This is a genomic window from Cellulomonas sp. McL0606, from assembly GCF_058248365.1.
In genome coordinates this window covers 3,818,355-3,845,243 of record NZ_CM177779.1, presented here as the reverse complement: position 1 = coordinate 3,845,243, position 26,889 = coordinate 3,818,355, and the positions used below count along the sequence as shown (strand labels likewise).

Below are 26,889 nucleotides of genomic sequence, written 5' to 3'. Positions count from 1 at the left end.
ATCGTCCAACCAGTCCAAGTTGGTAGAAGACCAGCGACCCAAGCCCACCGCTACCGCCAGCCAGCCAGGGTGCTTCGCGAACGTGGAACACCGCGGTGGACGAAGCCGGGTCGGTCTCCTGCGGGAGACCGACCCGGCTTCGTTGTCCCGCACACGGGTTCTCAGGCTCCTCGAGCCCGAGAAGGCCCCAGCTCCGACGCGGCCGCGTGCACGCTCGCGGTGAACTCCTCGCCGAGCCGGGCGACGGCCGATGCGCGCGGGTCGCCCGCGTCGTCGAGCGCCCGCCGGCACGCCGCCAGCACGGCTGCGGGCCGCGCGCACGCGTGCAGCAGCGTCACCCCGAGCGACCCGCAGAGCAGCCCGTCCCGCGCGCGGCCTCCTCGACCTGCCCCCGTTCCGACGCGACCCGGACCAGGGCCGCCGCGTGCTCGAGCACCAGGGCGTGGTGGTCGGCGGCGCCCTCGACGGCCGGACGGGCGCGCTCGAGCACGTCCGCCGCGCGGTCGACGTCCCCGAGGTCCATCAGCACCCAGGCGCACTGGATCAGCGCCTCGGAGGTCTCCTTCGGGCTCGTCGCCTCGGCGGCCAGCGCCAGGGTCTGCTCGACCCGCGCCAGCGCCTCGTCGGGCCGGCCGTCGTCGAGCTCGACCATGGCGAGGACGCCGGACACGGCCATCGCGTAGTCGACGCGTCCCAGCGACTCCGCGTTGGCGGCAACGCCGAGCAGCTCCGTCCGCGCGGTCGTGAGATCGCCGAGCCGGTACGCGACCGTGCCCAGGTTGTACCGCGCGACGGCCTGGGCGTCCTCGTCGTTGAGGGTGAGCGCGAGCGTCAGGGACTCGCGCGCCCACCGGTACGAGTCCGCGATGCGCCCGGTGACGAACGCGAACGATGCGAGGTTGCCGAGCGCGACCGTGACCGCGTATCGGTAGCCCGACGCCCGGACTCGCGGCAGGGCCCGTTCGGACGTCGCCAAGGCCTCCTCGTACCGGCCCAGGTAGAAGGACAGCTGCGACGTCTGGAGCAGCGTGCGGGTCTGCTGGTCGACGTCCCCGTGACGGACGGCGACCTGGTGCGACTGGTCGAGCAGCTCGAGGGCGCGTGCGTAGTCGCCGCGGTTCATCGTGACCATCGACAGGTACCGCAACGCCTCCGCCTCGACGCGGGCGTTCCCGACGGCGCGCGCGGTGGCCAGCGCTTCGGTCAGGGCGGGCTGGGCGGCGTCGAGGTCGTTGCCCCAGACCAGCGCCATGCCGGCCGCGAGCAGCGCGTCAGGCAGCAGGTCGTCGGCGTCGAGACCGCGCGCGAGCTCGACGGCGTCGAGCGCCCGCTCGGCCGCCGGCCCGTAGTCGCTGATCTCGAACGCGCGCCGGGACCGGGACAGCGCGAGGTGGACGTGCCGCCGGTCGTCGCCCGGGAGCGCGGTCGCGAGCTCGTCGAGCACGGCCTGGTCCTCGGCCTGGCCGGCGCGGTCACCGCTGCGGTCGCGCGAGCTCCAGCGCTCGAGGGTCGCGTCGAACCGCAGCGCCGTGCCGTCCGGCGGTGCCACGGCGAGCGCGCGCCCGAGGAGTCGCTCGGCCTCCTCCGCAGCGTGCACCGCGGCGGCACGGCGGCCGGCCCGCAGGTACCAGTCGGCGGCCCGTGCGTCGCCGGCCAGCTCGAGGTGCTCCGCGATGACGCCGGCGTACTCGTCGGTGCGCCCGCTCCGCTCCGTCACGCGCGTCAGCCAGCCTGCTGCCAGGCGGTGGAAGTCCCGGCGATGCGCGCGCAGGACCCCCTCGTAGGCGACGTCGCGGAGCAGCGCGTGCGCAAACATGTACTCGGCCGTCGCGTCGAACGTCGACGTCGCGCGGCGCCGCACCAGCTCGTGCCGGCGCAGGTCGGCCAGCACGGGGTCGAGCGCTTCGACGGGCTCGGGCACCAGCGTCGCCACCGCGTCGTCCCAGAACACCCGACCCACCACCGCCGCCCGCTCCAGCGCGCCGCGCGCGTCGTGGCCGAGCGTGTCAAGCCGCGCCTGCAGGACGCCCCGGAGCGTCGTCGGCACCTCGACGTGCGACGCGCCGTCCTCATCGACCGTGAATGCGCCGCCCGTGCCGCGCGTCAGGCCCCCGGACTCCAGCAGCCACGACACGAGCTCCTCGACGTAGAAGGGGTTGCCCTCCGACGCGTCCACCACGAGCGCGTCCAGCGCCTCCGGCGGCTCGTCGACGCCGAGGATGCGCGCGAGAAGCTCGCGTGTGCGTCGCCGGCTCAGTGGCTCGAGCGACAGGCGGCTGTGGTGCGCGAGGCCCTCACCCCAGTGCGGGCGGCGGTCCAGCAGGGACGGTCGCGCGGTCGCGACGACGAGCACGGGGCGGTCGCCCAACGCCTCGTCGGCGGCCTCGAGCCAGTGCAGCGACGCGTCGTCGGCCCAGTGCAGGTCCTCGAGCAACGCCACGACCGGTGCGACCTTGCTGAGCCGCACGAGAAACCGCCCGAGTGCGACCGTGGCCTCGGTGCGCAGCGACTGCGGGTCACGCGAGAGGTTTCCGACTCCGTCGGGCATCGCGAACCCGAGCCACGCACCGACGACGTCGGCCTCGCGCACGTGCGGTGAACTGGTGTCGAGGGTGCCGTCGTCGTATCCCGCGAGGTCCTCGTCGGTGAGCGTGTCCGGCGGTCGGCTGGGCACGTGGAAGCCGGCGCGCAGCTTGCGGCGCACGGCCGCCGGCGGGTCCGAGTCCGTGATCGCGAAGCGCCCCGCGATGACGTCGCGCAGCAGCGCGAGAGGTCTGTCGACGTCGGAGGGCGCCGCCCTCCCGCGCAGCCACCAGGTGTTCTCGGGGCGCTCGGACAGCCAGCGGTCGAGCTCGAACAGCACCCGCGACTTGCCGACCCCCGCGTCGCCGAGCACCGTGACGATCCGCCAGCGGCTCTCGGCCGTGACGTCCTCGAGCGCCTCCCGGAGGCCGGCCAGCTCACGCTCACGCCCGACGGTCGGCACGGCGACGCCCGCGACGGTGCCGTCGTGCTCGACGCGGAACGCGCGGGGCCGCTCTGCCAGCACCCGCCACGCGTCGACGGGTTCGCTGATGCCCTTGAGCACCAGGCCGGGTACCGCGTCGAACGAGAAGAGGCCGCGGACCAGCCGGTGCGTCGGCGCCGAGATGAGGACCGCGTCGACGGGCGCCGCCGACTGCAGCCGGCTCGCCCGGTTCACCGTCTGACCGACCGCCACGAACTCGTGCCCGGCCCGCTCACCGAGCGTGCTCACCACGACCTCGCCGGTGTCGATCCCGACGCGCATCTGCAGCTTCTGGCGCCACCGCCAGGGAGCCGCCGAGCGCCCCGCCGAACGACGCCGCGAGCCCCGGCAGCAGGTCGCGCATCTCGAGCGCCGCCCGCACCGCACGCTGAGCGTCATCCTCGTGCGAGCGGTACAGCCCGAACACCGCCATCACCGCATCGCCGATGAACTTCTCGACGACCCCGCCGTGGCGCTCGATGACCGCCTGCCACTGCCGGAAGTAGCCGTCCATCACGGCGCGCGTGTCCTCGGCGTCGAGCGTCCGCGACAGCACGGTGAAGTCGACGAGGTCGGCGAACACGACCGTCACCAGGCGGCGCTGCTCGCCGGGCTGAGCGAGCAACGCGTCACGGCGCGCCAGGAGCGGCGCGAGAGCGGTCTCGACGACGGCGTCGCCCAGCACCGCTCGCTGCTGCTCCAGCGCTCGCACGGCGGTCTCGACCGCCGCGAGGTCGTCCGTCGTCGTCGACCGGTCGGGCATGTGCCTAACGGTAGGCGCGGCCGCCGCCGGGCCGCGATGGCACGCGGACCACCCGTTCGGGTGACACGGACGCGTGTCCGAATCTGATGACGCGGACCACGTTCCTGGTCGATGCTGGGAAGCGGCGCCGGGCCCGGTCCGGACGTGCGACGCCGCCATGACGGAGGGTTCGATGCGCATCGAAGCGGTCGGGGTGACCATCTCGTGGATCCCGTCGGAATCGGTCAGCGGGCCGTTGCGCGCCGGCTTCGGGCTGGGGTTGTCGCACTACGACGCGCCGCCGCCCGAGCAGCTCGCGGGTCCGGCCCAGGTGGTCGCGCTGCGCGACGCTGACGCATTCCGGTTCGCCAACGTGCTCGGCGTCTGGGCTGACGTCGCCGACGGTCGGGTGCGGGACTCCGGCCTGCTCGCCGCCTCGGGCCTCGAGATGGGGTCGACGACGGTCCGGGTCGCCGCGGTGGGCGCCACGTTCCGCGCGGCGTCGATGCCGGTCCTGCGACCCGAGCCGGAGCAGACGCCCGACGGTGGGGTCCGTTACGTCCAGACGGTCGGGGGCCGTACCGGTGTCCCGCTGCCGCGGCCGGTCCCGCACGCGCCGTTCGTCCGCTGGCAGGCGCCGACCGTGTGGTCCACTCTCGCGGTGACCCTGCACCCCGACGGGGCCGCCGACGTCGAGGTTCTCGTGGGTGCCAGCCCGTTCCCCCGCCACTGGGTCTACGGCGCAGACGGCGCGCTCGCCGCCAAGAGCGGGGTCACCGATCAGGACACGTGGATGAAGCACGTCTTCGGGCCCCGGACGCCGTGGCACTCCGTGGACGGCCCCGCGCTCGTCTCGCCGGCGGAGACCGCGCTCGAGCGCGAGCTCTCCGCGACGATCATGCGCGGCGGCGCGCGTCCCCGGGTCCGCCGGCTCGGCGACGGCGACGTCCTCACCCGGCAGGGCGAGCCCGGCGACGCCCTCTACCTGCTGCTCGACGGCGTGCTCCGCGTGGAGGTCGACGGCGCGTCGGTGGGGGAGGTCGGCCCGGGTGCGGTCCTCGGCGAACGTGCGCTGCTCGAGGGTGGCCTGCGGACAGCGACGCTCGTAGCGACGACGCCCGTCCGGGTCGCCGAGGCGGACAAGGACGCGATCGACCTCGAGCACCTGCGCGTGCTGGCCGGGGGCCATCGCCGTGAGGACGAGCGGGACCCCGCAGGCTGAGAGGGCGCGCCTTGGGTCAGGCGTCGGCGTCCGGCGTGAACCACGGCGCGCGCGCCACTCGGGCGTCGCCGGGGTTCGGTCGTCTGCGGCGCTCCCCAGAGTTGCCTCGCGCACGACTTCTGCGCCAGTAGCCTCTCGGGCAGGAGGTGCGCGGGTGGCCGGCACATGTCCGCGGCGGCGCCCAGGAGGCTCGATGACCGACAGATCGGATGGCGCCCGCGCAGGCGCGGGTGGCCTCGTCCGCGTCTGGTCGTCCGCACCTGACGCACCGCGCCTGCGGCGCCCGACGGACATCCTCCTGCTCGGCGTCTCGGTCGTCGCGCTCGTGCTGCTCCACCTGGCCGCACCGGGGCCGTCGGGCGCCGACGACGCGCTGCACACCTGGTTCATGCGGATCGAGCCCGTGCTCGGATGGTTCTGGAGCGTCGCCTACGCCCTCCTGGCGGTGTGGGCGCTCGCCCTCGTCGTGCTCCCTGCCACGAGCCGGGGACGGCGACGGCTCCTCGTCGACCAGGCGATCGCCGGTGCCGTGGCCTTCGGTGCAGCGATGGGCGTCGGTGCCCTGGCCGGGACGGACCCGTCGGACAGCCTGGGTGCTTTCGTCGCGTCGGGGCCCCCGGCCGTCTACGTCGCGACCCGCGTGGCGGTCCTCACCGCGATCCTCGTCGTGGTCTCGCCGCACCTGGCGCGACCGTGGAGGTATGCGAGCCGGGTGGTGCTCGGCGTCGGCGCCTTCGCCGCGGTCGGCCTGGACGCGACGAACCTGCTCGGGGCGGCCGCCGCCATCGCGATCGGCATCGCGGCGGCCGCGATCGCGCACCTGCTGCTCGGGTCTCCCCAGGGGCGGCTGACGGATGGCGAGGTGCAGGTCGCGCTCGCGGACCTCGGTGTCCCCGTGACCGGGGTGACGCCGGCCCCGGCGCGGGCCCCCGCGGGCACCATGCTCGAGGCGCGCACGCAGGACGGTCGGACGCTGCTGGTCCGGGTCTACGGGCGGGACGCGTGGGACAGCCAGGTCGTCGGATCGCTGTGGACCGCTCTGACCCGGCGCGGCGAGCGGGCGCACGTGGGCGGCCGTCGCAGGTCGCGGGTCGAGCACGAGGCGCTCATGACCCTGCTGGCCGCGCAGGCGCACGTCGCGACGCTCGGCGTCGTGGCCGTGGGGATGGCCGTCCAGGGCGATGCCCTCCTGGTCACCGACAGCCCCGCCGCGACGCTCGGCGAGCTCGAGCGCGACCTGGTCACCGACACGCTGCTCGCGGAGGCGTGGCGTGCGCTGGTCACCCTGAACGACGCCGGCATCGCCCACGGGCTCATCGACGGCAGCCGGGTCGTCGTCCGTGCGGACGGAACCGTCGCGCTCGCCGACTTCGACGCGGCGACGTCCGCCGCCGACGAGGGCGACCTGCGCACGGACGCGGCCCGGCTCCTCGTGACGACCGCGCTGGCCGTCGGCCCGCAGCGGGCGGTCGCCGCGGCACTGGCCGCGTTGCAGGCCGACGGGCTGGCCGACGTCCTGCCGTACCTGCAGCCCGCCGCGCTGGCGCACGGGACGCGCGCGGGCCTCGACGAGCAGGTCTGGTCGCTGGACGAGCTCAGGGCGAGCGCCGTCGCGGCTGCCGGGGTCGAGGACGTCCCGCTGGAACGCCTGCGTCGGGTGACGCCGAGGTCGGTCGGGACGCTGCTGCTCGTCGGGGTCCTGGTCTACTTCCTGGTCACGCTGCTCGCGGGCATCGACCTCGCCAGCGTCGCCTCTGCGCTCGCGTCGGCCAGCTGGGCCTGGGTGGTCGCCGCGCTGCTGCTCTCACCCTTCATCCAGACCGGGTCGGCCGCCGCGACGATGGGGGCGTCGCTGGCGCGCCTGCGGTACGTCCCGGTCCTGATGCTGCAGTACGCGATCCAGTTCATCTCGCTCGTGATCCCCGCGACGGCCGCCCGTCTCGCGCTCGAGGTCCGGTTCTTCCAGAAGTTCGGCGTCCCCGCCGCGACCGCCCTGTCGTTCGGCCTCATCGACAGCGTCAGCGGTTTCGTCGTGGAGCTTCTCCTCATCCTGGTCATCCTCCTCAGCGGGCTGCCCGGCTTCACCGAGCGCGTGCTGACCGGCTCGAGCGGCTCGGGCTCCGGCTCGACGAGCCTCTCGCTCGTCGCGGCGCTGGCGGTGGTGCTCGTGCTGACCGCCGTCGTCACCCTGGCCGTCCCCCGGCTGCGCCACCGGCTCACCTCGACGATCCCGCGCCTCCGAGCCGCGCTCGCGGAGCAGGCCACCGCCGCCCGGTCCGCGCTCGGGGTGCTGCGCCGCCCCGGAAAGGTCGCCGCGATGCTCGGGGGGAACCTCGGCGCCCAGCTCCTCCAGGCCGCCGTGCTCGGACTGTGCCTGCAGGCGTTCGGGGAGAGCGCCCACTTCTCGGCCTCGTCCTCATCAACACCGCCGTTTCCCTGTTCTCCGGCCTCATGCCCGTCCCGGGCGGCGTCGGTGTGGCCGAGGCCGGGTTGACGATCTGCCTGCAGGCGATCGGCGTCCCCAGTGCGATCGCGGTCTCCACGGCCGTCACCTTCCGGCTCGTCACGTTCTACCTGCCCCCGGTCTGGGGTGCGGCGGCCATGCGGTGGCTGCGGCGCGCGGAGTACGTGTAGCGACGTCGGCTGCCCGCGGTGCCGCTCAGATGCCGCTGACCCCCAGCAGCTGCCCGATGGCGTAGGTCACGGCCATCGCCGCGGCGCCACCCACGACGAGACGCAGCACGGCGCGCCGGTGTCCCGCGCCGCCGAGCCGGGCGCTGATCTGGCCGGTGAGCACCAGCGCGACGAGGACGGCGACGAACGTCACCGGGATGCGGATGGGGGCGGGGGCGAGGGCGACGGCCAGGATCGGCAGGGCCGCACCGGCGGTGAAGGAGATGCCCGACGACACGGCGGCGTGCGTCGGGTTGGTGAGCGCCTCCGGGTCGAGGCCGAGCTCGGCGTCCAGATGGGCGGCCACCGGATCGTGCGCGGTCAGCTCGGCGGCGACCAGGCGGGCCGTCGCTGGCGAGATGCCCTTCGACCGGTAGATCGCGGCCAGCTCCGCGAGCTCGCCGTCGGGGTCGTCGAGAGCTCCTGGCGCTCCTGGGCGATGAGCGCGCGCTCGGCGTCACGCTGGCTGCTCACCGAGACGTACTCGCCCAGCGCCATCGAGACTGCGCCCGCGACGAGCCCGGCGATGCCGGCCGTCAGGATCGGGCCGATGGCCGACGTCGCGCCTGCGACACCGAGGACGAGGCCGGCGGTCGAGATGATCCCGTCGTTGGCGCCGAGGACCCCCGCGCGCAGCCAGTTCAGCCTCGCCGCATTGCGGCCCTGCCCACCGTCGACCATCGGATCGTCCGTCACGGCCCGACCGTAGGCCGCTGCGCGGTGTCCCGCCAGGAAGGATCGGCTCCCCTGGGCTGTCTCGAACGCGTCCGATCTCACGATGTGACCAGCCATTTGACGTGCCGGAAACACGCCGCCTAAATTCCTACCAACAAGGTCAAGATTTCCAGCGCGAAGCTCCGGCTGACTGGATGGCAACCCTCCGCGTGGCGGGGTGCCCCGGATGAGGACCTGGTCGTGGAGGGCGTCGAGCCCCCGCACGGCAACGACGCGAGCCCCGGCTGTGCCGGGACGAGAGGACGGACCATGAACGCGATCGGAGCCCTCCGCTCCACGAGCTGTGGCGACGCCATGCTCTCGCGTTCGTGTTGTCGCTGACCCTCAGCGCCACCGTCCCACCACCGCTCGCCCCCTGACGGGGCGCGCCCTGCCGCACCCGAGATCGGTGCGCGCACCCCCTTTTCGCACCCCATGAACGGATACCCCTGTGTCCACGCACGCCCATCTCGGTGTCGACCTGTCCGACACCGGCGCCCGCGCAGCCGCCTGGCGCACCCACGGTTCGCAGGGCCAGCGCCTGTTCGACGCCGGCCGCCTCGAGGAGCTCGTCGCCGTCGCCCAGCGCGGCGCTCTCGACTTCGTCGTGTTCGACGACGACTTCGCGCTGCACCCCGGCGGCAGCACGAACCGTCTCGACGCGGCCCTCGTCGCGGCGCGGCTGGCTCCGCGCACGCACGGTATCGGCATCGTCGCGGCCGTCGGCACCACGCACACCGCCCCCGCGCACATCTCGACGGCGATCGCGACGATCGACCAGGCCAGCAGCGGTCGCGCCGGGTGGCAGGTCGCCTGGAGCACGCGTCTCGACGAGGTGCCGACGGCCGGTCCGCGTTCCACCTCGGCCCAGACCGCCGCCGTCCAGGGAGCATCCGCCGCCGCCGCCACGGTCGGTCGGCTCTGGGACCGGCCGGACGAGCTGCCCGTGGCCCGCCCGCGGTTCACCACGCATGACGGCGTGAACTTCGCGGCCGGCAAGACGAAGACCAGCGCGCGCCCGACGACGGGCCGTCCGCCCGTCGTCGTCCGTGCCACCACGCCCGCGGAGATCGAGCTCGCCGGCCGGCACGCGGACGTGATCCGCATCCGGGCGACGAGCCGCGACGAGGCCGCGCAGACCCGGGCCCGCGTCCTGGGCGCCGTCGTCGCGGCCGGCCGTGACCCGCGCGACGTGCGCGTCCTGGTCGACGTCTACCTGATCGTCGGCCCGGACAGCGCCAGCGCGCAGGCTCGCCTGGACATGCTCACCGACCTGGAAGGCGTCAGCTGGGACACCGGCTCGCTCGCGTTCGTCGGCACCTCCACGGGGTTCGCCGAGCTGGTCACCGACTGGCTCGACGCCGAGGCCGCCGACGGGTTCACCATCCGCCCGGCCTCGGTGCAGACCGACCTGGTCGCGCTCGTCGAGGGCGTGCTGCCGGTGCTCCGCGCGTCGGACGCCTTCCGGTCCGAGTACCCCGGCACCACGTTCCGGGACACCCTCGGCCTGCAGGTCCCGGCTCACCGGTTCGCGGCCACGGCATGACGGCCACCGACGTGCGGGTGGTGCGCTCCTACCCGCTGACGCACCCGACCGTGAAGCCCATGCTGGACGAAGCTCGCGGTCGAGTACCTCACGCGGTACGCCGAGCACTTCACCGAGGATGACCTGCACGCCGAGCTGGAGCGGTACCCGGCCGACCAGTTCGCTGCGCCGGACGGCGACCTGATCCTGCTCCTGGAGGACGAGGTCCCGGTGGCCGGAGGGGCGTTCCGGCTGCGCGCCGAGCCCGAGCTCGGTGACGCGGACCGGCTGAGCCGGCCCGGCACGCGCGACGACGACGGCCTCCCGACCATCCGAACCGCCGAGTACAAGCGGATCTGGACCAGCTCGGCGCACCGGCGCCGTGGACTGGCCCGCCAGGTGCTCGCCGCGCTCGAGGTCCGGGCGACCGCCCGCGGCTACGAGCGGCTCTACCTGACCACGGGCCCCCGTCAGCCCGAGGCGGCCGCGCTCTACCTGGCGACCGGGTGGCACCCGTTGTTCGACACGACCGTCCCCCCGCAGGACGGTCCGCTGGCCTTCGAGAAGTGGCTCTGTCCGGAGCACACCGCCCCGCAGTCGTAGCGAGTCCCCTACTCGAACCCCGGAGTGCCCCGTGTCCACCGCCTTCCTGCACAAGGACGACGTCCGACCAGTCGTGTCCGACGTCGTCGTCCACGACGAACCCCGTGTCTACGCCGCCCGGCACCCGTGGCGCTGGATCAGCACCGCGGTCGTCGCGGTGCTGCTCGCGATGGCCTTCAAGCTCGCTGCTCACCAACGCGAAGTGGGAGTGGGGGACCGTCTGGACGTACCTGACCTGGCCGTCCGTGCTCAGCGGGCTGTGGGGCACCATCCGGCTCACGTTCACCGCCGCCCTGATCGGCTTCGGCCTCGGCACCGTCCTGGCGCTCATGCGGCTGTCGAGGTCACCGCTCCTGCGGTCGGTCGCGTGGTCGTACATCTGGATCTTCCGGTCGGTGCCGCTGATCCTGCAGCTGCTGCTCTGGTACAACCTCGCGTACCTGTACCCGCAGCTGTCGCTGGGCATCCCGTTCGGTCCGTCCTTCGCACACGTCGAGACGCTCTCGCTCATCGGGAAGTTCGGTGCGGCGGTTCTCGGCCTCGGGCTCTCGCAGGCCGCATACGCCTCCGAGATCATCCGCGCGGGCATCATCGGCGTCGACCAGGGCCAGCACGAGGCGGCCGCGGCGCTCGGGCTGCCCAAACACCGTCAGCAGCGCCGGATCATCCTGCCGCAGGCCATGCGCACGATCGTGCCGACGGCCGTGAACGAGATCATCGGTCTGGTCAAGGGCACGTCCGTGGTCTACGTGCTGGCCTACGGCGAGCTGTTCTACATCGTCGGCGTCATCTATGGCCGCAACCTGCGCGTCGTCCCGCTGCTCCTGGTCGCCGGCGTCTGGTACCTCGTCCTGACGACGGTGCTCACGGTCGTCCAGTACTACCTCGAGCGGCACTACGCGAAGGGCGCGCTGCGCCAGCTGCCTCCGACCCCGATCCAGAAGGCGCGCTGGAGCCTCGGCGTGACGTGGTCCCGCGTGACGGGCCGCCCGCTGCCCCGAGACCTCCCACCCGGCTACGCCCGGGGTGCCCGCAACATCCTCGTCCGCACGTCGCGCGCGTCGATCGGCGGTGCCCTCTGATGGCCGCCGGTCTCGTCGAGGTGCGCGGCGTGCACAAGGCCTACGGGACGCTCGAGGTGCTCGACGGCATCGACCTGACGGTCCAGCCGGGCGAGGTCACCGTGATCCTCGGGCCGTCGGGCTCCGGCAAGTCGACTCTGCTGCGGGCGATCAACCACCTGGAGAAGGTCGACCGAGGCCTGATCTCCGTGGACGGTGACCTGATCGGCTACCGACGCCGGTCCGACGGCGCGCTGCAGGAGCTCAAGGAGAAGGACGTGCTGGCGCAGCGGACCCGGATCGGGTTCGTGTTCCAGAACTTCAACCTCTTCCCGCACCTGACCGCGCTGGAGAACGTCGTCGAGGCACCGATCTCGGCGCAGCACCGACCGCGTGCCGAGGTGCTGGTCGAGGCCCGAGCACTGCTCGAACGGGTCGGGCTGTCGGACAAGGCCGACGCCTACCCGCGGCAGCTCTCCGGCGGGCAGCAGCAGCGCGTGGCGATCGCCCGGGCGCTCGCGGTCAAGCCGGCGGTCGTGCTCTTCGACGAGCCGACGTCCGCGCTCGACCCGGAGCTCGTCGGCGAGGTGCTCGACGTCATCCGCGACTTGGCAGCCACCGGCACGACGCTGGTGGTGGTGACGCACGAGATCGGCTTCGCCCGCGAGGTGGCCACGTCGATCGTCTTCATGGACAGCGGCCGGATCGTCGAGCAGGGCTCACCGGCCCAGGTGCTCGACGCCCCGCAGCACGCCCGCACCAAGGCCTTCCTGGACAAGGTGCTCTGACCTTCGTCGCCCATCCCCGGTCGACGCCTGACCGGTGCGCGCCCGCGCACCGCCCCACCGAGAGAGAGAACTCCCGTGACCTCACCCCTGAACCGCTCCCGGCTCCTGAGCGCGCTGGCCGTCGTGCCCTTGTTGGCGCTCGCCGCGTGCAGCGGATCGGCCGCCGCGGACGATGACGCAGCCGCACCCCCCGCGTCCGCAGCGGCCCCTGCCGCGCTCAAGGTCAACACGACCGTGAACCAGGACCGCGTGACCACCACGAAGGACGACGCGGCCATCGCACTCCTTCCCGACGCCGTCAAGAAGGCCGGCGTGCTCAAGGTCGCGACCACCGCGAGCGGCCTGCCGCCCCTGGGCTTCCTCGCCGACGACGACAAGACGCCGATCGGCAACGAGCCCGACATCGCCAACCTCGTGGCCGACGCCCTGGGCCTCAAGCTCGACCTGGAGGTCAAGGCCTGGGCGGACTGGCCGCTCGCGGTGCAGTCCGGTGACGTCGACGCCGTGATCTCCAACGTCACGGTCACCGAGGAGCGCAAGGAGGCTCTACGACTTCTCCTCGTACCGCAACGACCAGCTCGGCTGGCTGACCGCCGCCAACAGCAAGCTCAAGAAGATCACGAAGCCGGCGGACATCGCGGGCCTCAAGGTCGCGGTCGGGTCCGGCACCAACCAGGAGAAGATCCTGCTGGAGTGGAACAAGGAGAACATCGCCGCCGGCCTGAAGCCGATCGACGGTGGTGAGCCGCAGTACTACGACCAGTACCCCGACGTGCTGCTCGCCCTGCAGTCCGGCCGCGTCGACACGTACATCGGCCCGAACGCGACCGCCGCGTACAGCGCGGGGACCGCACCGGACCAGTACAAGGTCGTCGGCACCCTGAACGGCGGCTGGCCGGCCACCGCGCAGATCGCCGTGGGCACCCTGAAGGGCTCCGGTCTGGCCGAGGCGGTGACCGCGGCGCTCAACCACGCGATCGACGACGGCTCCTACGCCAAGGTGCTCGCGCGCTGGGGTCTCCAGGCCGAGGCGATCGACAAGTCGCAGACGAACCCCCCGGGTCTGCCCAAGACCAGCTGACCACCCTGGACCGAGTGCCCCGGAGGCGCTCGAGCGGTGGCCGGTCGAGGTCGGGGGACGCTCGACCGGCCACCGTGTTTCTGTCCGCCTGTCTGTTCGCACCGGAGGAGCCCGCATGGAGAGCGTCGACCACCTGGTGATCGGCGGCGGCGTGATGGGCTCGGCCGCGGCCTGGCAGCTGGCCCGCCGCGGCCGGTCGGTGGTGCTGCTCGAGCGCTTCTCGCCGGGTCACGTGCAGGGCGCCTCGCACGGCGCGTCGCGCATCTACCGGCAGACGTACGACCGCGCCGAGTACCTCGACCTGACCATCGAGGCGCTCGGTCTCTGGCGCCAGCTCGAGGACGCGACCGGCGCGCAGCTGCTGACGATCACCGGCGGCGTCAGCCACGGGTCGCCCGCCCCGTCGCTGCTCGCAGCATTCGCCGCCCGGGGCATCGCCCACGAGCTGCTCTCGCCGGCCCAGGCCGCGGAACGCTGGGGCGGCATGCGGTTCGAGGGTGCCGTGCTGCACGAGACCGTGACCGCGGGCCGTCTGCACGCCGACCGCGCGGTGGCCGCCCTGCAGCAGGCCGCGCGTGCCGAGGGTGCCGACGTCCGCCACGGCGTCCGCGTGCGCGACCTCGTCTCCCGCGCCGACGGTGTGCTGGTCGAGACGTCCGACGGACCGGTCCGCGCGCGCCGCGTCGTGCTGGCCGTCGGGGCGTGGACCAGCGAGCTGCTCGGCCGCCCGGTCCCGCTCGTCGTGACGCAGGAGCAGCCGGCCCACTTCGACCTCGCCTACCCGGCGGACTGGCCCTCCTTCACGCACCAGCCTCTCGGTGTACATCCGTACCCCAGCGGAACGTACGGACTGCTCACGCCGGGCGAGGGCGTCAAGGTCGGGTTCCACGCCGTGGGCCCCGTGACCCACCCGGACCACCGGACGTTCACCCCGGAGCCCGGCCAGCTGGCGCTCTTGCAGCGGTACGCCGAGCAGTGGATGCCGGGTGTCGACCCGGGCACCCCGCACCCGATCTCGTGCACGTACACCACCACCCCCGACCAGGACTTCATCCTCGACCGCCGCGGTCCCCTCGTGGTCGCCGCCGGCTTCTCCGGTCACGGCTTCAAGTTCGGTCCCGCGATCGGCCGCGTGCTCGCCGACCTCGCCGACGAACCCGTCGACGAACCCGTCAGCGCCTCCGACGGCGCGTTCCACCTGTCCCGTCTCGTCCTTCAGGAGTCCCGATGAGCCCCACGAACCGCGTCCCGCTGTCGGTCCTCGACCTGGCACCCGTGTGGGAGGGCGGAACCGGCCCCGAGGCCCTCCAGGCGTCGCTCGAGCGTGCGCGCCTGGTCGAACGGCTCGGCTACCGGCGCATCTGGTTCGCCGAGCACCACCTGGCACCGGGCGTCGCCTCCGCCGCGCCGGGCGTGCTCGCGGCCCTGGCCGCCGGCGTGACCTCGACGCTGCGCGTCGGCTCGGCCGCGGTCCTGCTCGGCTCGACCAGCCCGGTGGTGGCCGCGGAGCAGTTCGGCACGATCGCCGCCGCCTACCCCGGCCGCGTCGACCTCGGCCTGGGGCGCGCGGCGTTCCCGCCACCGCCTGCGGACAAGACCGCCCCCGCGGTCATCCCGGACCGGGCCCACGGCGCCACCGAGGACCGGGTGGTCGACGGGCTGCTGGTTCCGGCCGACCCGCCCTTCAGCTTCCGCGACCCCGACCTGCTCGCGCGGTTCGTCGCGCAGCAGCGGTACCTGAGCGCGGGGCGCACGCCGGGCACGTTCACCGACGAGCTGCGGACGGTGCTCGACCTGCAGGCCGGCACCGCGTTCGCCGACGACGGCCGCGACGCCCTGAGCCCCGCGGTGCACGGTGCGGACTTCGACCTGTGGGTGCTCGCGTCCAGCGCGGGAGAGAGCGCCCGGGTCGCCGGCGAGCTCGGACTGCCGCTCGCGGCGAACTACCACGTGAGCCCGTCGACGGTTCTGGAGACGGTGGCCGCCTACCGGGAGGCGTTCCGGCCCGGCGTGCTCGACGCACCGTACGTCGTCGTGTCCGCGGACGTGCTCGTCGCCGACACCGTCGAGCGCGCCGAGGCGCTGGCGGACCCGTTCGCCGCGTGGGTCCTGTCGATCCGTTCCGGGGCGCGTGCGATCCCGTACCCGCGGCCCGGCACGACGACGCCGTGGGACGAGCGGTCGGACGACGAGCGGGCGCTCCTGCGCGACCGCATCGTGTCGCGCCTCGTCGGGGATGCTTCCTCCGTCGTGGCGGGGCTCGACGCGCTCGTCCGGGCCACCGGCGCCGACGAGCTGGTGCTCACCACGATCACCCACGACCCGGCCGACACCGCCCGCTCCTACGAGCTGCTGGCGCGTGCGTGGTCCTCGTCCGCCGCGCACGAGCCGTGGGCGCCGCAGCCGCAGCCTCGTAGCGGAGGAACGGAGGAACGGAGGAACGGAGGAACGGAGTAGCGGAGGAACGGAGGAACGGAGGAACGGAGTAGCGGAGGAACGGAGGAACGGAGGAACGGAGCTGGACGCAACACGACCCGCCGGGTGCGAACCCCGGCGGGTCGTGTCTGTCGTGCTGGCGACTCAGACGGCGGTGCTGTCGCCGATCCGGTGGTACGTGCGGTCGTGGTAGACCAGCGGCAGGGCGTCCTGGCGGATCCCGTGCTCGAGGGCGCGGACGGACACCAGGTAGGACTCACCGACGGGTGCGCGCTGCACGATGCGGCCGCGGACCCACGAGACGGCGCCGTCGACCACGGCCTCCCCCGACTCCAGCGCGGTCCAGCCGCCCTCCGCGAACCGGTCGATGCCGCTGGTCGCGAAGCGCGCGGACACGTCGTCCTGGCCGGAGGCGAGGAAGCTGATCGTCAGCGTGCGGGCGCGGGACAGCGGCGCCCACGACGAGGACGTCGACGCGAGCGAGAACGCGAGCAGGGGCGGCTCGGCGGACACGGAGATCACGGAGGTGGCCGTGAACCCGACGTGCCGTCCGTCGTCGACGAACGCCACGACCGCGACACCGGCGGGGTGCCGGCGGAAGACGTCCTTGTACGCGGCGGGGACAGCGGTTCGTCCTGCTGCACGAGGTCGTCCTGGAGGTGTCGAAGGATCTCGGCGGTCATCGGTCTGCTCCCACGAGCGTGTCGGACAGGGCGTGTCGCAGCGGGGTGGAGGCCCGTTCGAGCCAGCGGTCGATGGTCGGGTCGACGTCGGTGAGGTCCGCCTCGGTCAGGGTGAGCGACCGGGTGGGCACCGTGGCGCCGAGCTCGACCAGCAGGGGGCGCAGGTGCACCTCGCCGACGAGGGCGTGCGCCGGGTTGCCGGAGATGACCAGCGGCACCGCGACGACGCCGGCCAGGCCGTCCGGGCCGTACAGGTCCAGGAAGGACTTGAGCAGCCCCGTGTACGAGGCTTTGTAGACGGGTGTCGCCACGACGAGCAGCCGGGCCTGCGCCACGGTCGCCACGGCGGGGTTCAGGAGCGTGCGGTCCGCGGTGAACAGCTGGTGCCCGATCGTCGCGAGGTCGATGGACGTCACCTCGACGCCGAGCCTCCCGGCCACGCGCTGCGCGGCGGTGAGGGTCCGCGACCCGGGGCGGGGATTGCCGACGAGGGCGACGACGGAGGGTTCTGGCTGGTGGACCACGGTGGATCTCCTACTCTGCACGCGTGCCGTGCTCCTGACCTGGCACGCGTTTTGTAGCAACGTCGGCACTCCCGGCAAGGGCTTGCGTGGGGAATCCCGAATGACGGACACGTCGTGCGAGCTTCCCGTCGGCAGACGAACGACGGCAGGATGCATGTCGAGATCGCGGGCGTGGCTCCGACCTGTGGGTGAGGGCCGGCCGAGGCGGTCCGACGACGAGCCAAGGAGCGCACCGTGAAGTACATGCTGCTGATGAGGTACCACGTCGAGGGCGTCCCGCCGATCGACACCTGGGCGCCCGAGGACCTCGGGCGTCACATCCAGTTCCAGCGGGACCTCGACGCGTCCCTCGTGGCCAGCGGCGAGCGTCGGTGCCGAGGGGCTCGCGTGGCCCGACGACGCCAAGCTCGTCCGCAGCGACGGCGCGCAGCCGCCGGTCGTCACAGACGGGCCGTTCGCGGAGTCGAAGGAGTTCCTGGCGGGGTTCTGGACCGTCGACGTCGAGAGCGAGGCCCGCGCGATCGAGATCGCGGCCCTCGCCTCGGCGGCGCCCGGACCCGCGGGCGTGCCGATCCAGCAGGTCATCGAGGTCCGCGCCGTGATGGAGGCTCCCGACGTCGCCGAGTGAGGACGTGCTCGACGAGGACCTGCTGCGCGCGCTCGCGCCGCAGGTCCTCGCCGTGCTGGTCCGCCGCTCGGGCGATCTCGCCGACGCGCAGGACGCCCTCCAGGAGGCGCTGCTGGCGGCCGCGACGCAGTGGCCCGTCGACGGAGTGCCCGACAACCCGCGCGGCTGGCTGGTGGTCGTCGGCCAGCGCCGGCTCGTGGACGGCTGGCGTGCGCAGGAGTCGCGACGACGCCGCGAGGAGCTCGTCGCGCCGTCCGAGGTCGTGTCGGATCCGCCCTCCGCGCACGACGACTCGTTGCTGCTCCTGTTCGGCTGCTGCCATCCCGCGCTGTCGCCCGCGTCGGCGATCGCGCTCACCCTTCGCTCGGTCGGCGGCCTGACCACCGCCGAGATCGCGCGGGCGTTCCTGGTCCCCGAGGCCACGATGGCGCAGCGCCTGAGCCGGTCCCGGCGGACGCTGCGCGAGCTCGACGAACCGTTCCGGATGCCGTCGGCGGACGAGTACGCCGGGCGGCTGCGGGCCGTCCTGCGGGTGCTCTACCTCATGTTCAACGAGGGCTACGCGAGCACGTCGGGCCCGCTGGTGGCCCGGACCGACCTGGCCGTCGAGGCCCTGCGGCTCACGCGCGCGCTGCACGTCAGCCTTCCCGACGACCCGGAGGTCGCCGGGCTGCTGGCGTTGGTCCTGCTCACCGACGCCCGCCGCGCCGCCCGGACAGGCCCGCACGGTGAGCTCGTCCCGCTCGACTCCCAGGACCGGTCCCGGTGGGACGCGGCGATGATCGCCGAGGGTGTCGCCCTGGTCGAAGCGGCCCTGCCGCGCGGGGCGGTGGGCGAGTACCAGCTGCAGGCGGCGATCGCGGCGGTGCACGACGAGGCGTCCTCGACAGACGAGACGGACTGGCCGCAGCTGCTCGCGCTCTACGGCCTGCTCGAGGGCATGACCGGCAACCCGATGGTGACCCTGAACCGGGCGGTGGCCGTCGCGATGGTGCACGGTCCTGCGGCCGGTCTCGCGATCCTGGACACGCTCGACGGGTCGCTCGGGGGGCAGCACCGCCTGCTGGCGGTCCGCGGCCACCTGCTCGAACGTCTGGGCGACCCGGTCGGCGCCGCGGACCTCCTGCTCGCGGCGTCGCGTCGGACGACGAGCGCCGCCGAGCGCGACTACATGCTGCTCCAGGTGAGCCGGCTGCGTCACCCGTCGTGATGACAAGGCGGCCGCCGTTGGACCGTTCGGGTGGCCCGATATGTCCGATCTTGCGGGTTTGTCCGATCCGCCCGACGATGAGCTGATCGCACGTCCCGCGACGCAGCGTCGTCTGATCCCAGGCGCCGAGGGAAAGGACCGCCCCGTGCCCGACGAGAAGGATGCTGAGCAGGACCGGATGGAGTCGCCGATCCGTCGGGGCGCGCACGACATCGCGGTCTCCCGCGAGAAGGTGCGGCGCCGGCGGGTCTTCCGCGCCGGGATCCCGATCGTCCTGCTCGAGGTCTACATCGTGGTCCGGGCCCTGACCGGCGGCCGGATCCTGCCCACGCTGCCCACGCTGGACCCTCTCGTCGCCGCGCCCGCGCTGTTCTTCGCCCTGCTGATCGTCATGATGGTGGTGATGCAGTTCGGCGGCTCGCGCTCGCCGCACGTCGTGTACCGCCCCGAGCAGGTCGAGGTGGGTCTCAAGGACGTCATCGGCATCGACCCCGTGCTGGAGGACGTGCGCCGGTCGATCGACCTGTTCCAGACCCACCGCCAGTTCGCGGAGCAGATGGGTGGCACGCCTCGGCGGGGGCTCCTGTTCGAGGGGCTGCCCGGTACCGGCAAGACGATGACCGCCAAGGCGATGGCCGCCGAGGCCGGCGTCCCGTTCCTGTTCGTCTCGGCGACGTCGTTCCAGTCGATGTACTACGGCGCGACCGCCAAGAAGATCCGCTCCTACTTCAAGGCGCTGCGCAAGGCCGCGCGCGCCGAGGGTGGGGCGATCGGGTTCATCGAGGAGATCGACGCGATCGCGACGGCGCGCGGCGGTATGGCATCGGCGTCCGCGTCGTTCGTCGGGAGCCCGTTCGACCTCCTGCGGCACCCGCGTACCGTCACCAACGCCGTCGTCTCGGAGGGCACGGGCGGCGTGGTGAACGAGCTCCTCGTGCAGATGCAGTCGTTCGACGAGCCGACCGGCGGCGACAAGTTCGTCAACTGGTTCATCGCCCGCGCCAACCTGCTCATGCCGGCGACCCGGCAGCTGAAGCAGCGCAAGCCCGCCAAGGCGCCCATCCTGCTGATCGCCGCCACCAACCGCGCCGACTCCCTGGACCCGGCGCTGCTGCGGCCCGGTCGCTTCGACCGGCGCCTGACGTTCTCGCCGCCCGACGCGCACGGCCGTCGCGCGCTCGTCGACCACTTCCTGGCCACCCGCTCGACCGACGTCGAGCTCGAGGACCCCATGCTGCGCGACCGGCTGGCCGCGGCGACGAACGGCTGGACGCCCGTGATGATCGAGCACCTGCTCGACGAGGCGCTGGTCAACGCGCTGCGGCGCGGCTCGCTGCTGATGACGTTCGCCGACGTCGAGCGTGCCCGCATCACCGAGATGATCGGCATCGGGAGCCCCGTCGCGTACACGGCCGCGGAGCAGGCGCTCATCGCCACCCACGAGGCCGGCCACGCGGTCACCGCGTGGCTCGTCGCGCCGAACCGCACGCTCGAGGTGCTGACGATCATCCGACGCGGCGACGCGCTCGGCCTGCTCGCGCACAGCGACTGCGAGGAGGTCTGGACGCACTCGCACTACGACCTGCGCGCCCTCGTCCAGATCGCGATGGGCGGCTGGGTGGCCGAGGAGCTGTTCTTCGGTCAGACCAGCACCGGACCGGCCGGGGACCTCGCCGCCGCGACCCGGACCGCGGCCCAGATGGTCGGTGCCGCCGGCATGACCGGCTCGCTCATCTCGTTCGCCGCCACGCCGCACGACCTGGTCTCTGCCGTGCTCAGCGACGCGACCGCTCGCCAGCAGCTCGAGGGCGTGCTCGATGAGGCTCGCAGCACGGTCCGCCGGCTCCTGTCCAAGCACCGGCACCTGGTCGAGGCGCTCCGCGACGCCCTGCTCGATCGCTACGAGCTGATCGGTGTCGAGATCACGGACGTGCTCGAGGCGGCCGCGCAGCGCCAGGAGCAGCTGGCCGAGCAGGTCGAGGCCGACAACCGGGCAGCCGTCGCCGCCGGTGCCGCCGCCGCCGTCGCTGCTGCAGCGGAGCGCCTCCGGGTCGCCTGACCGCTCAGACCCCCGCTCCGGTGCCTTAACCTTCGGGACGTGCCCGAGGGTCATACCGTCCACCGCATCGCCCGCCAGCTCGGGCTCGACCTGATCGGTCGCCGGCTGGCGGTCAGCTTCGCCCCAGGGTCGGTTCGCGGCCGGGGCGCGACGCCTCGACGGGCAGGTGCTCGTGGCGTCGCGAGCGGTCGGCAAGCAGCTCTTCCTCGAGTTCGAGTCGGGCGACGTGCTCCGCGTCCACCTGGGCCTGTACGGCGCCTGGGACTTCTTCGGCCGGTTGACTCCGCTCACGCCCGGCGTCGTCCCGCGAGGGAGCATGGGCGCGCCACGCCTGCGTCGGGCGGTCCGGATGGGCGAGGACGAGCGCGAGGTGCCCGCCGGCGGGCCGTCGTCCGAGGAGTCGACGGGATTCCCACCCGCGCCCGTGGGGCAGGTTCGCGTCCGACTCGCCTCGGCCGAGACCGTCGCCGACCTGCGCGGCCCGTCCGCGTGCGAGGTCCTCGACCCGGCCGAGCTGCCGCCGTCGTCGCCCGGCTCGGCCCCGACCCGGCCGCCGACCTGGCTGACTGGCGCGGGGCGGCGGCGGGGGGCGACGCATCGGCGTCGGTGATCGGCGCCGGCCCGGCGCGCGACGTGATGGTCGACCGGCTGACCTCTCGCTCGGTGGCGGTCGGGCAGCTGCTCATGGACCAGACGGTGGTGGCGGGCATCGGCAACATCTACCGGGCCGAGCTCCTGTTCCGGGCCCGCCTCGACCCGCACACCCCGGGTCGGCGCGTGCCCACGGACGTCGCCGGAGCGCTCTGGGACGACTGGGCGCTGCTCCTGGCCGACGGCATCCGCACCGGCGTGATCGTCACCCGTGACCTCTCGCCCGAGGACCGCTCCGCAGCCTCACCGACCCGACCCGGCGCAACTGGGTCTACCACCGCACCGGCCTGCCCTGCCTGGTCAGCGGCACGCCGGTGGTCGTGGAGGTGCTGGCCGGCCGCAACCTGTACTGGTGCCCCACCTGCCAGCAGTAGCCGACGGTCGAGTCAGGACGGCGGGTCGAGGGCCAGGAGGCGACGCCACGCTCGGTGGTGCTCGACGGTCACGCCTTCGTAGCCGGGCAGCTCACCGAACGCGTCGCGAACCACCAGCGTCTCCGCCTCGAGCGCGGCGGGCCCGGCAGACGCGAAGGTGTACTGCGGGCCTCCGGCGACCTGTGCGGTGTCGGTCTCGACGCCGACGGTGAACGGCAGGCCGGCGGCGGAGGCTGCGACGACGGCCGGTCCGGCCAGCGAGACCACGCCGGACGGTCCGCCGGCGTGATCGGCGAACGCGACGACAGCGACCCGGGACACCAGGGGCAGGACCGCGTCGAGCACGGTCCCGTCGCGGTACCGCTCGTGCGCGAGCCACCACGGCAGGTCGACACCGATGGCGACGGACGAGCCGACGAGTTCCAGGAGTGCGAGCCACTGGTCGACGACGAGCGCGCGCGAGGAGGTCCAGGCGGGGGTGGTCCAGGGCTCGACGTCCAGCTGCACGGTGACGCCGTCGGGCAAGGCGGCCGAGCGCGCGGCGGCCAGCGCCCAGGTGACGGCCAACGACGGCTGCCCGAGCCACCCCGGATCGCCGCCGAGCGGACTGACCTGCACGGACGCGTCGTGCAGGGTCGAGCATGCGGCGGCGAACCAGTCACCCACCGGCCCCTCGTCGGCAGCCCAGGGTGCGGACAGGAACACCCGCGTCAGGCCGCGGGAGGTGCAGAACGCGACGAGCGACGACACCGAAGCGGGCTCGTACGCGCGGCCGCGGGCATCCACCGCCGGGAGCACGGGGTTGTCCCACGCCCACATCGAGGTGAGCGCGGAACCGGTCATCAGCCGGCGTCGTGGGCCGACGGGAACGCCAGCTCGCCGACCGGCACCTCGACCGCCAAGGTGTTCGCGCGGGTGGCCAGCGGGCAGGTCCAGGCGGGGTTGTAGGCGCACGACGGGTTGTAGGCGAAGTTGAGGTCGACGACGAGCCGGTCGCCGGCCATCCCGTGGTCCGCGCCCTTGACGGTGTCCAGCACGTACCGGCCGCCGCCGTAGGTCGAGGACCCGGCCAGGGCGTCGCGCACCGGCAGGAACAGGCCACCCGCGTAGGTCTTGAGCGACCACACGGCCAGCGACCCGAGCTCGCCGAGCTGGACCGTCCCGATGCGCTCGAACGGGACGACGCCGTCGGTCGCGGTCGCCACGTCCATCCGCTGCTGGCCCGCCGGCTCCAGGACGGCCTCGAACCGGTACGCCGGGTCGTACGGTGCGACGTCCAGCCCGGCGAACGACGCCGACGCGACGACGTCGAGGGGCGACGCGGGGTGGGTGGCGAACAGCTCGTCGCGCTGCTGCACCCACACGCCGTGCGCGGCGGCCGGGTCGCCGGCGGCGATCCGTCGGACGTCGGCGTACATCTGGGCGACGCGGCGGCGCCAGTCGGCGATGGCCACGGGGTCGAAGGCCGAGGCGGGGGCTGTCACGGGCACCACGGTCGCACGTGGGAGCCATGAAGAGCGAACGGCGAGGATGTGTGAGGGTGGACTCCATGGATCTGCGCATCTTCGTCGAGCCCCAGCAGGGCGCCACCTACGACGACCAGCTCGCCGTCGCCAAGACCACCGAGGACCTCGGTTTCGACGCCTTCTTCCGCTCCGACCACTACGTCCGGATGGGCGCGGGAGATCCCGGGCCCGGTCCGACGGACTCCTGGACGACCCTGGCGGGTCTCGCGCGCGAGACGAGCCGGATCAAGCTCGGCACGCTGGTCTCGTCGGCAACCTTCCGCCACCCGGGGATCCTCGCGATCCAGGTGGCGCAGGTGGACCAGATGTCGGGCGGCCGGGTCGAGCTGGGTCTCGGTGCCGGCTGGTTCGAGCGGGAGCACGCGGCGTACGGCATCCCGTTCCCGGCGCAGCGGTTCGGCCTGTACGCGGAGCAGCTCGAGATCATCACAGGCCTGTGGAAGGCGACCGAGCCGTTCAGCTTCCACGGCGAGCACTACGACCTGACCGACTCGCCCGCGCTGCCGAAGCCCGCCCATGACATCCCCGTGATCGTCGGCGGGAGCGGCGCCACGAAGACGCCCGCGCTGGCCGCCAGGTTCGCCGCGGAGTTCAACCTGAACTTCCCCGCGCCGCAGGACGTCGAGGCGCGGATCGCGGTGCTGCGTGCGGCGTGCGAGGCGGCGGGTCGCGACCCGGAGACCCTCACGATCTCGGTCGCCAACGTGCTGTGCGCGGGTGCCGACGACGCGGAGGTGGCTCGCCGTGCGGCGGCGATCGGCCGGGACGTCGAGCAGCTGCGCGAGGACGGCTTCGCGGGCACGCCATCGGCGATCGTCGACCGGATCGGCGACTTCGGGAAGCTCGGCGTCACCCGCGTCTACCTGCAGGTGCTCGACCTGCACGACCTGGACCACCTGGCGTTCGTGGCGGCCGAGGTGGCTCGTCAGCTCTGAGCGGTCGCCAGCGACGACGCGGAGGGCTCGACCGACGGATCGGCGCGCGGCGCGCGGACGAGCACGACGACCGTGTGCACGAGCAGGACGACGAGGGCGACGTTGCGCGCGGCGAGGACCAGCGTCACGCCCGGGCCCTTGTTGACGATCTCGCTGTAGAGCCACGGGAACACGATCTGCGTCGCCGCCGCAACGCCGAGCGTGATCCAGGCGGTGGCCTTCCAGCCGGGCAGGCGCAGGGCGAGGGCGACGGCGACGGGGGCTGCGAGCCAGGTGATGTACTGCGGCGAGCCCACCTTGTTGAACACGAGCAGCACGAGCGTGAACAGCATCGCGCCGCGGATCAGCATCTCCGTGCGCGCCAGGCCGCCAGCCCACAGGGCCGCGCCGATCCGTTCGCGACGCCACCAGAGCAGCAGCACGGCGAGCACGACGGCGATCGGCTGCAGGATGCCGAGGACGTTCGCGGCGGTCTGCGTGCCGGGTCCGACGATCTCCCAGGTGACGATCGGCTCGTTCAGGAACGAGTGGATCTGCGACGTGAACAGCCCTGCCAGGATCCACGGCGTGGCGCCCGGCGACTCGATCTGCAGCCCGCGCTTGTCCTGCTCGGTGAGGAACGAGGCGATGTGCGAGACGCCGCCGCCGAGCGCGACCGCGCCGACGATCCCTGCCGTCACCAGAGCGGCGGGCACCACGACGCTGCGCCAGGGCCGGCGCACGGCGAAGAACATCGGCAGCAGCAGCACGCCAGGCGCGATCTTGACCCAGGCGGCGGCCGTCAGCAGCGAGGTCGCGATGCGCGGGTGGTTGAGCGCGACGGCCAGCGCGACGACGACCATCGGTGCGACGACGCCGTCGAGTCGACCCATGGCGATCGGCCCGAGCAGCAGCAGGAACGCCAGCCACCACCAGGCGCCCATGGTCGTGCCGCCGCCGTCCTGACGATCGGGCCGCGGCACGCGCAGCAGGAACGCGAGCGCGATGGCGTTCAAGGCCGTGACCATGAGCGCCCACACGGTCGCGTACTGCGACCCCCGCCCGGTCCCACCGATCGCGGCGGCGAGCATCGGCAGGATGGCGCCGGCCGGGTACACCCACGGTCCGGAGAGCACCGGCCAGTCCCCGCCGTGCAGCCCGAGCCACATCCAGTACCGGTAGAGCTCGAGGTCCCAGAAGGCCTTCTGGGGGATCCACACGAGGCCGATGAACGCCAGCCAGGCGTGCACCACGACGAACGATACCCAGACGGCGCGCTTGGACTGCAGCAGGTGACGCAGCGGAACCTCCCAGGACGTGACCCGTGCGGGGCCGTGCGGTGCAGCTGCCAGGGTAGCCCGCGAGCCTGTGCGGCGCGGACGAACCGGACGCCCACCCGGAGGATCAGCCCGGGCGGTCAGCCGGCGGGCGTCGGCGCCGGGGTCTGGGCGGTCGAGGCGAACTGCTCGTACGGGATGCACCCGGCGGGCGCGACGAGCGGGACGGCGGGGTCGAGCTGGACCTGGTCGACGGCCTTGAGCTGCACGAACTTGGCGCCGATCGCGACGTTGACCGTCGCGTCCTCGCTGGCGAGCGGGAACAGGACGGCGCCGTCGAAGTGCGCCAGCAGCGTGTACGCCTGGGCGACGCCGTTCTTCCCGAACGAGATGCGCGCGACCCCGTCGTAGCTGTCGACCGTGTCGACGGTGCCGATCGTGAACCCGCGTGCCTTCAGGTCGGCGGCGGTCGCGGCGGCCAGGCCCGAGCGGTTCGTCGCGTTGTTCACGTTGACCACCACGGAGGCCGCAGCCACGGGCAGCGCTCCGACGGGCGGGCACGGGTACGCCACGGCGGCCTCGGTGGCTGAGGGCGCCTGCGCGATCGCGCGGTCGAGGCCGGGCAGGTCGAGGTTGCCGGTGTAGACGGCCGCGGCGCCCAGGCCGACGAGCGCCAGACCAGCGAGCAGGACGCCGAAGATCACGGCCTGCCGTTCGTGCATGTGCCGTCGGCGCAGCTGGCGGTTCCGGTCGATCTCGCTCATGACGCGGGCACCTGCGCAGGGACGGCGTCGCTGGGCAGCACGAGCACCCGGGCGTGCAGGACGGGCCGCTGGTGCAGCGCGGCCCGGACCGCCCGGTGCAGACCGTCCTCGAGGTACAGGACCCCGCGGTACTGGACCACGTGGGCGAACATGTCGCCGTAGAACGTGGAGTCCTCCGCGAGCAGCGCGTCGAGGTCCAGCGTGCGCTTCGTGGTGGTGAGCCGTCGAGCCGGACCTGCCGCGGGGCGACCTCGGCCCACTGCTTGGTCGTGGTGAGGCCATGGTCCGGATAGGGCCTGCCCTCGCCCACGGCCTTGAAGATCACGTGGGGAGTCTAAGGGGAGCGGGCCCCGCAGGGGCGACGTCCGCGCATCATCACCCGCACGCGACAGGATCCGGCAAGGATCGGCGGCTGGTCGTCAAGGAT

At 73.3% G+C, this 26,889-nt stretch carries 22 protein-coding genes, 4 pseudogenes and 1 riboswitch; of the genes and pseudogenes, 15 read left to right on the top strand and 11 right to left on the bottom strand.

Translation table 11 applies throughout. The annotated features are described in order from the left end of the window. Positions 1-161: 161 nt before the first annotated feature. Genes AC38ZX_RS19655 through AC38ZX_RS19645 form a run of 3 tightly spaced genes read right to left on the bottom strand, consistent with a single transcriptional unit; the run spans position 162 to position 3,770 of the window. Positions 162-338: a hypothetical protein gene (locus AC38ZX_RS19655; RefSeq protein ID WP_491295585.1), complete on the bottom strand. Its 177-nt coding sequence runs from the start codon at positions 336-338 to the stop codon at positions 162-164. Then, positions 335-3,289: an ATP-binding protein gene (locus AC38ZX_RS19650; protein ID WP_491295584.1), complete on the bottom strand. Its 2,955-nt coding sequence runs from the start codon at positions 3,287-3,289 to the stop codon at positions 335-337. The genes AC38ZX_RS19655 and AC38ZX_RS19650 overlap by 4 nt, the downstream gene beginning before the upstream one ends. Then, entirely contained in the window at positions 3,240-3,770 is a 531-nt protein-coding gene (locus tag AC38ZX_RS19645; RefSeq protein WP_491295583.1) for an adenylate/guanylate cyclase domain-containing protein, read from the bottom strand. The genes AC38ZX_RS19650 and AC38ZX_RS19645 overlap by 50 nt, the downstream gene beginning before the upstream one ends. 172 nt (positions 3,771-3,942) lie before the next feature. On the opposite strand from AC38ZX_RS19645, the gene AC38ZX_RS19640 reads away from it, so the two are divergent. Together AC38ZX_RS19640 and AC38ZX_RS19635 are read left to right on the top strand one after the other, a co-directional pair. Continuing rightward, complete coding sequence (locus AC38ZX_RS19640; protein ID WP_491295582.1) at positions 3,943-4,971, top strand: cyclic nucleotide-binding domain-containing protein; 1,029 nt, start codon at positions 3,943-3,945, stop codon at positions 4,969-4,971. Between the two features lie 193 nt (positions 4,972-5,164). Then, a pseudogene (locus AC38ZX_RS19635) lies at positions 5,165-7,605 on the top strand (lysylphosphatidylglycerol synthase domain-containing protein). A gap of 25 nt (positions 7,606-7,630) precedes the next feature. Here the strand turns inward: AC38ZX_RS19635 and AC38ZX_RS19630 are convergent. Then, a pseudogene (locus AC38ZX_RS19630) lies at positions 7,631-8,325 on the bottom strand (VIT1/CCC1 transporter family protein). Positions 8,326-8,477: 152 nt separating this feature from the next. Then, positions 8,478-8,597: riboswitch (SAM riboswitch) on the top strand. A gap of 212 nt (positions 8,598-8,809) precedes the next feature. Between AC38ZX_RS19630 and AC38ZX_RS19625 the strand changes: the two are divergent. From AC38ZX_RS19625 to AC38ZX_RS19590, 8 genes are all read left to right on the top strand, one after another. Next, positions 8,810-9,904 carry an LLM class flavin-dependent oxidoreductase gene (locus AC38ZX_RS19625; RefSeq protein WP_491295581.1) on the top strand — a complete coding sequence of 365 codons (1,095 nt, stop codon included), beginning with the start codon at positions 8,810-8,812 and terminating at the stop codon, positions 9,902-9,904. Between the two features lie 123 nt (positions 9,905-10,027). Continuing rightward, on the top strand, positions 10,028-10,486 hold the full coding sequence (locus AC38ZX_RS19620) for a GNAT family N-acetyltransferase (protein ID WP_491297501.1): 459 nt from the start codon (positions 10,028-10,030) through the stop codon (positions 10,484-10,486). Between the two features lie 104 nt (positions 10,487-10,590). Beyond that, on the top strand, positions 10,591-11,568 hold the full coding sequence (locus AC38ZX_RS19615; RefSeq protein ID WP_491295579.1) for an amino acid ABC transporter permease: 978 nt from the start codon (positions 10,591-10,593) through the stop codon (positions 11,566-11,568). Further along, complete coding sequence (locus AC38ZX_RS19610) at positions 11,568-12,335, top strand: amino acid ABC transporter ATP-binding protein (RefSeq protein WP_426593441.1); 768 nt, start codon at positions 11,568-11,570, stop codon at positions 12,333-12,335. Before AC38ZX_RS19615 ends, AC38ZX_RS19610 begins: the two co-directional genes overlap by 1 nt. Before the next feature lie 75 nt (positions 12,336-12,410). Then, complete coding sequence (locus AC38ZX_RS19605; RefSeq protein WP_491295577.1) at positions 12,411-13,079, top strand: transporter substrate-binding domain-containing protein; 669 nt, start codon at positions 12,411-12,413, stop codon at positions 13,077-13,079. A gap of 28 nt (positions 13,080-13,107) precedes the next feature. Next, on the top strand, positions 13,108-13,416 hold the full coding sequence (locus AC38ZX_RS19600) for a hypothetical protein (RefSeq protein WP_491295576.1): 309 nt from the start codon (positions 13,108-13,110) through the stop codon (positions 13,414-13,416). A 115-nt stretch (positions 13,417-13,531) separates the two neighbouring features. After that, entirely contained in the window at positions 13,532-14,647 is a 1,116-nt protein-coding gene (locus AC38ZX_RS19595) for an FAD-dependent oxidoreductase (RefSeq protein WP_491295574.1), read from the top strand. After that, complete coding sequence (locus AC38ZX_RS19590) at positions 14,644-15,873, top strand: LLM class flavin-dependent oxidoreductase (protein WP_491295573.1); 1,230 nt, start codon at positions 14,644-14,646, stop codon at positions 15,871-15,873. The genes AC38ZX_RS19595 and AC38ZX_RS19590 overlap by 4 nt, the downstream gene beginning before the upstream one ends. 123 nt (positions 15,874-15,996) lie before the next feature. Here AC38ZX_RS19590 and AC38ZX_RS19585 read toward each other — a convergent pair whose 3' ends face one another. Next, on the bottom strand, positions 15,997-16,422 hold the full coding sequence (locus tag AC38ZX_RS19585; protein ID WP_491295572.1) for a flavin reductase family protein: 426 nt from the start codon (positions 16,420-16,422) through the stop codon (positions 15,997-15,999). A gap of 109 nt (positions 16,423-16,531) precedes the next feature. Continuing rightward, positions 16,532-17,059 carry an NADPH-dependent FMN reductase gene (locus AC38ZX_RS19580; protein WP_426593436.1) on the bottom strand — a complete coding sequence of 176 codons (528 nt, stop codon included), beginning with the start codon at positions 17,057-17,059 and terminating at the stop codon, positions 16,532-16,534. A 475-nt stretch (positions 17,060-17,534) separates the two neighbouring features. Between AC38ZX_RS19580 and AC38ZX_RS19575 the strand changes: the two genes are divergently transcribed. The 4 genes and pseudogenes from AC38ZX_RS19575 to AC38ZX_RS19560 all read left to right on the top strand — a co-directional run bounded on the left by AC38ZX_RS19575 (position 17,535) and on the right by AC38ZX_RS19560 (position 21,981). Further along, positions 17,535-17,687, top strand: a complete 153-nt coding sequence (locus AC38ZX_RS19575) for a hypothetical protein (RefSeq protein ID WP_491297500.1) — start codon at positions 17,535-17,537, stop codon at positions 17,685-17,687. 4 nt (positions 17,688-17,691) lie between these two features. After that, positions 17,692-18,897: an RNA polymerase sigma factor gene (locus AC38ZX_RS19570; protein ID WP_491295571.1), complete on the top strand. Its 1,206-nt coding sequence runs from the start codon at positions 17,692-17,694 to the stop codon at positions 18,895-18,897. Positions 18,898-19,075: 178 nt separating this feature from the next. After that, the gene (locus AC38ZX_RS19565; protein WP_426596013.1) at positions 19,076-20,956 is read left to right on the top strand and encodes an AAA family ATPase; all 1,881 of its coding nucleotides are present in this window, start codon (positions 19,076-19,078) and stop codon (positions 20,954-20,956) included. Positions 20,957-20,995: 39 nt separating this feature from the next. Next, a pseudogene (locus AC38ZX_RS19560) lies at positions 20,996-21,981 on the top strand (Fpg/Nei family DNA glycosylase). Between the two features lie 12 nt (positions 21,982-21,993). Here the strand turns inward: AC38ZX_RS19560 and AC38ZX_RS19555 are convergent. Continuing rightward, positions 21,994-22,824, bottom strand: a complete 831-nt coding sequence (locus tag AC38ZX_RS19555) for a hypothetical protein (RefSeq protein WP_491295569.1) — start codon at positions 22,822-22,824, stop codon at positions 21,994-21,996. Continuing rightward, the gene (locus AC38ZX_RS19550) at positions 22,824-23,399 is read right to left on the bottom strand and encodes a DUF1684 domain-containing protein (protein WP_426596011.1); all 576 of its coding nucleotides are present in this window, start codon (positions 23,397-23,399) and stop codon (positions 22,824-22,826) included. The genes AC38ZX_RS19555 and AC38ZX_RS19550 overlap by 1 nt, the downstream gene beginning before the upstream one ends. Before the next feature lie 131 nt (positions 23,400-23,530). On the opposite strand from AC38ZX_RS19550, the gene AC38ZX_RS19545 reads away from it, so the two are divergent. Further along, positions 23,531-24,442 (top strand): LLM class F420-dependent oxidoreductase, encoded by a 912-nt coding sequence (locus AC38ZX_RS19545; protein ID WP_491295568.1) that lies wholly within the window; start codon positions 23,531-23,533, stop codon positions 24,440-24,442. Here the strand turns inward: AC38ZX_RS19545 and AC38ZX_RS19540 are convergent. The 3 genes and pseudogenes from AC38ZX_RS19540 to AC38ZX_RS19530 form a co-directional block, all read right to left on the bottom strand. Continuing rightward, entirely contained in the window at positions 24,433-25,671 is a 1,239-nt protein-coding gene (locus AC38ZX_RS19540) for a glycosyltransferase 87 family protein (RefSeq protein ID WP_491295567.1), read from the bottom strand. The two genes, AC38ZX_RS19545 and AC38ZX_RS19540, sit on opposite strands and share 10 nt — an antisense overlap. A gap of 167 nt (positions 25,672-25,838) precedes the next feature. Further along, on the bottom strand, positions 25,839-26,462 hold the full coding sequence (locus tag AC38ZX_RS19535) for a LytR C-terminal domain-containing protein (protein ID WP_426593430.1): 624 nt from the start codon (positions 26,460-26,462) through the stop codon (positions 25,839-25,841). Further along, positions 26,459-26,787 (bottom strand): annotated as a pseudogene (locus AC38ZX_RS19530) (type II toxin-antitoxin system VapB family antitoxin). Before AC38ZX_RS19530 ends, AC38ZX_RS19535 begins: the two are co-directional and overlap by 4 nt. Positions 26,788-26,889: the final 102 nt, after the last annotated feature.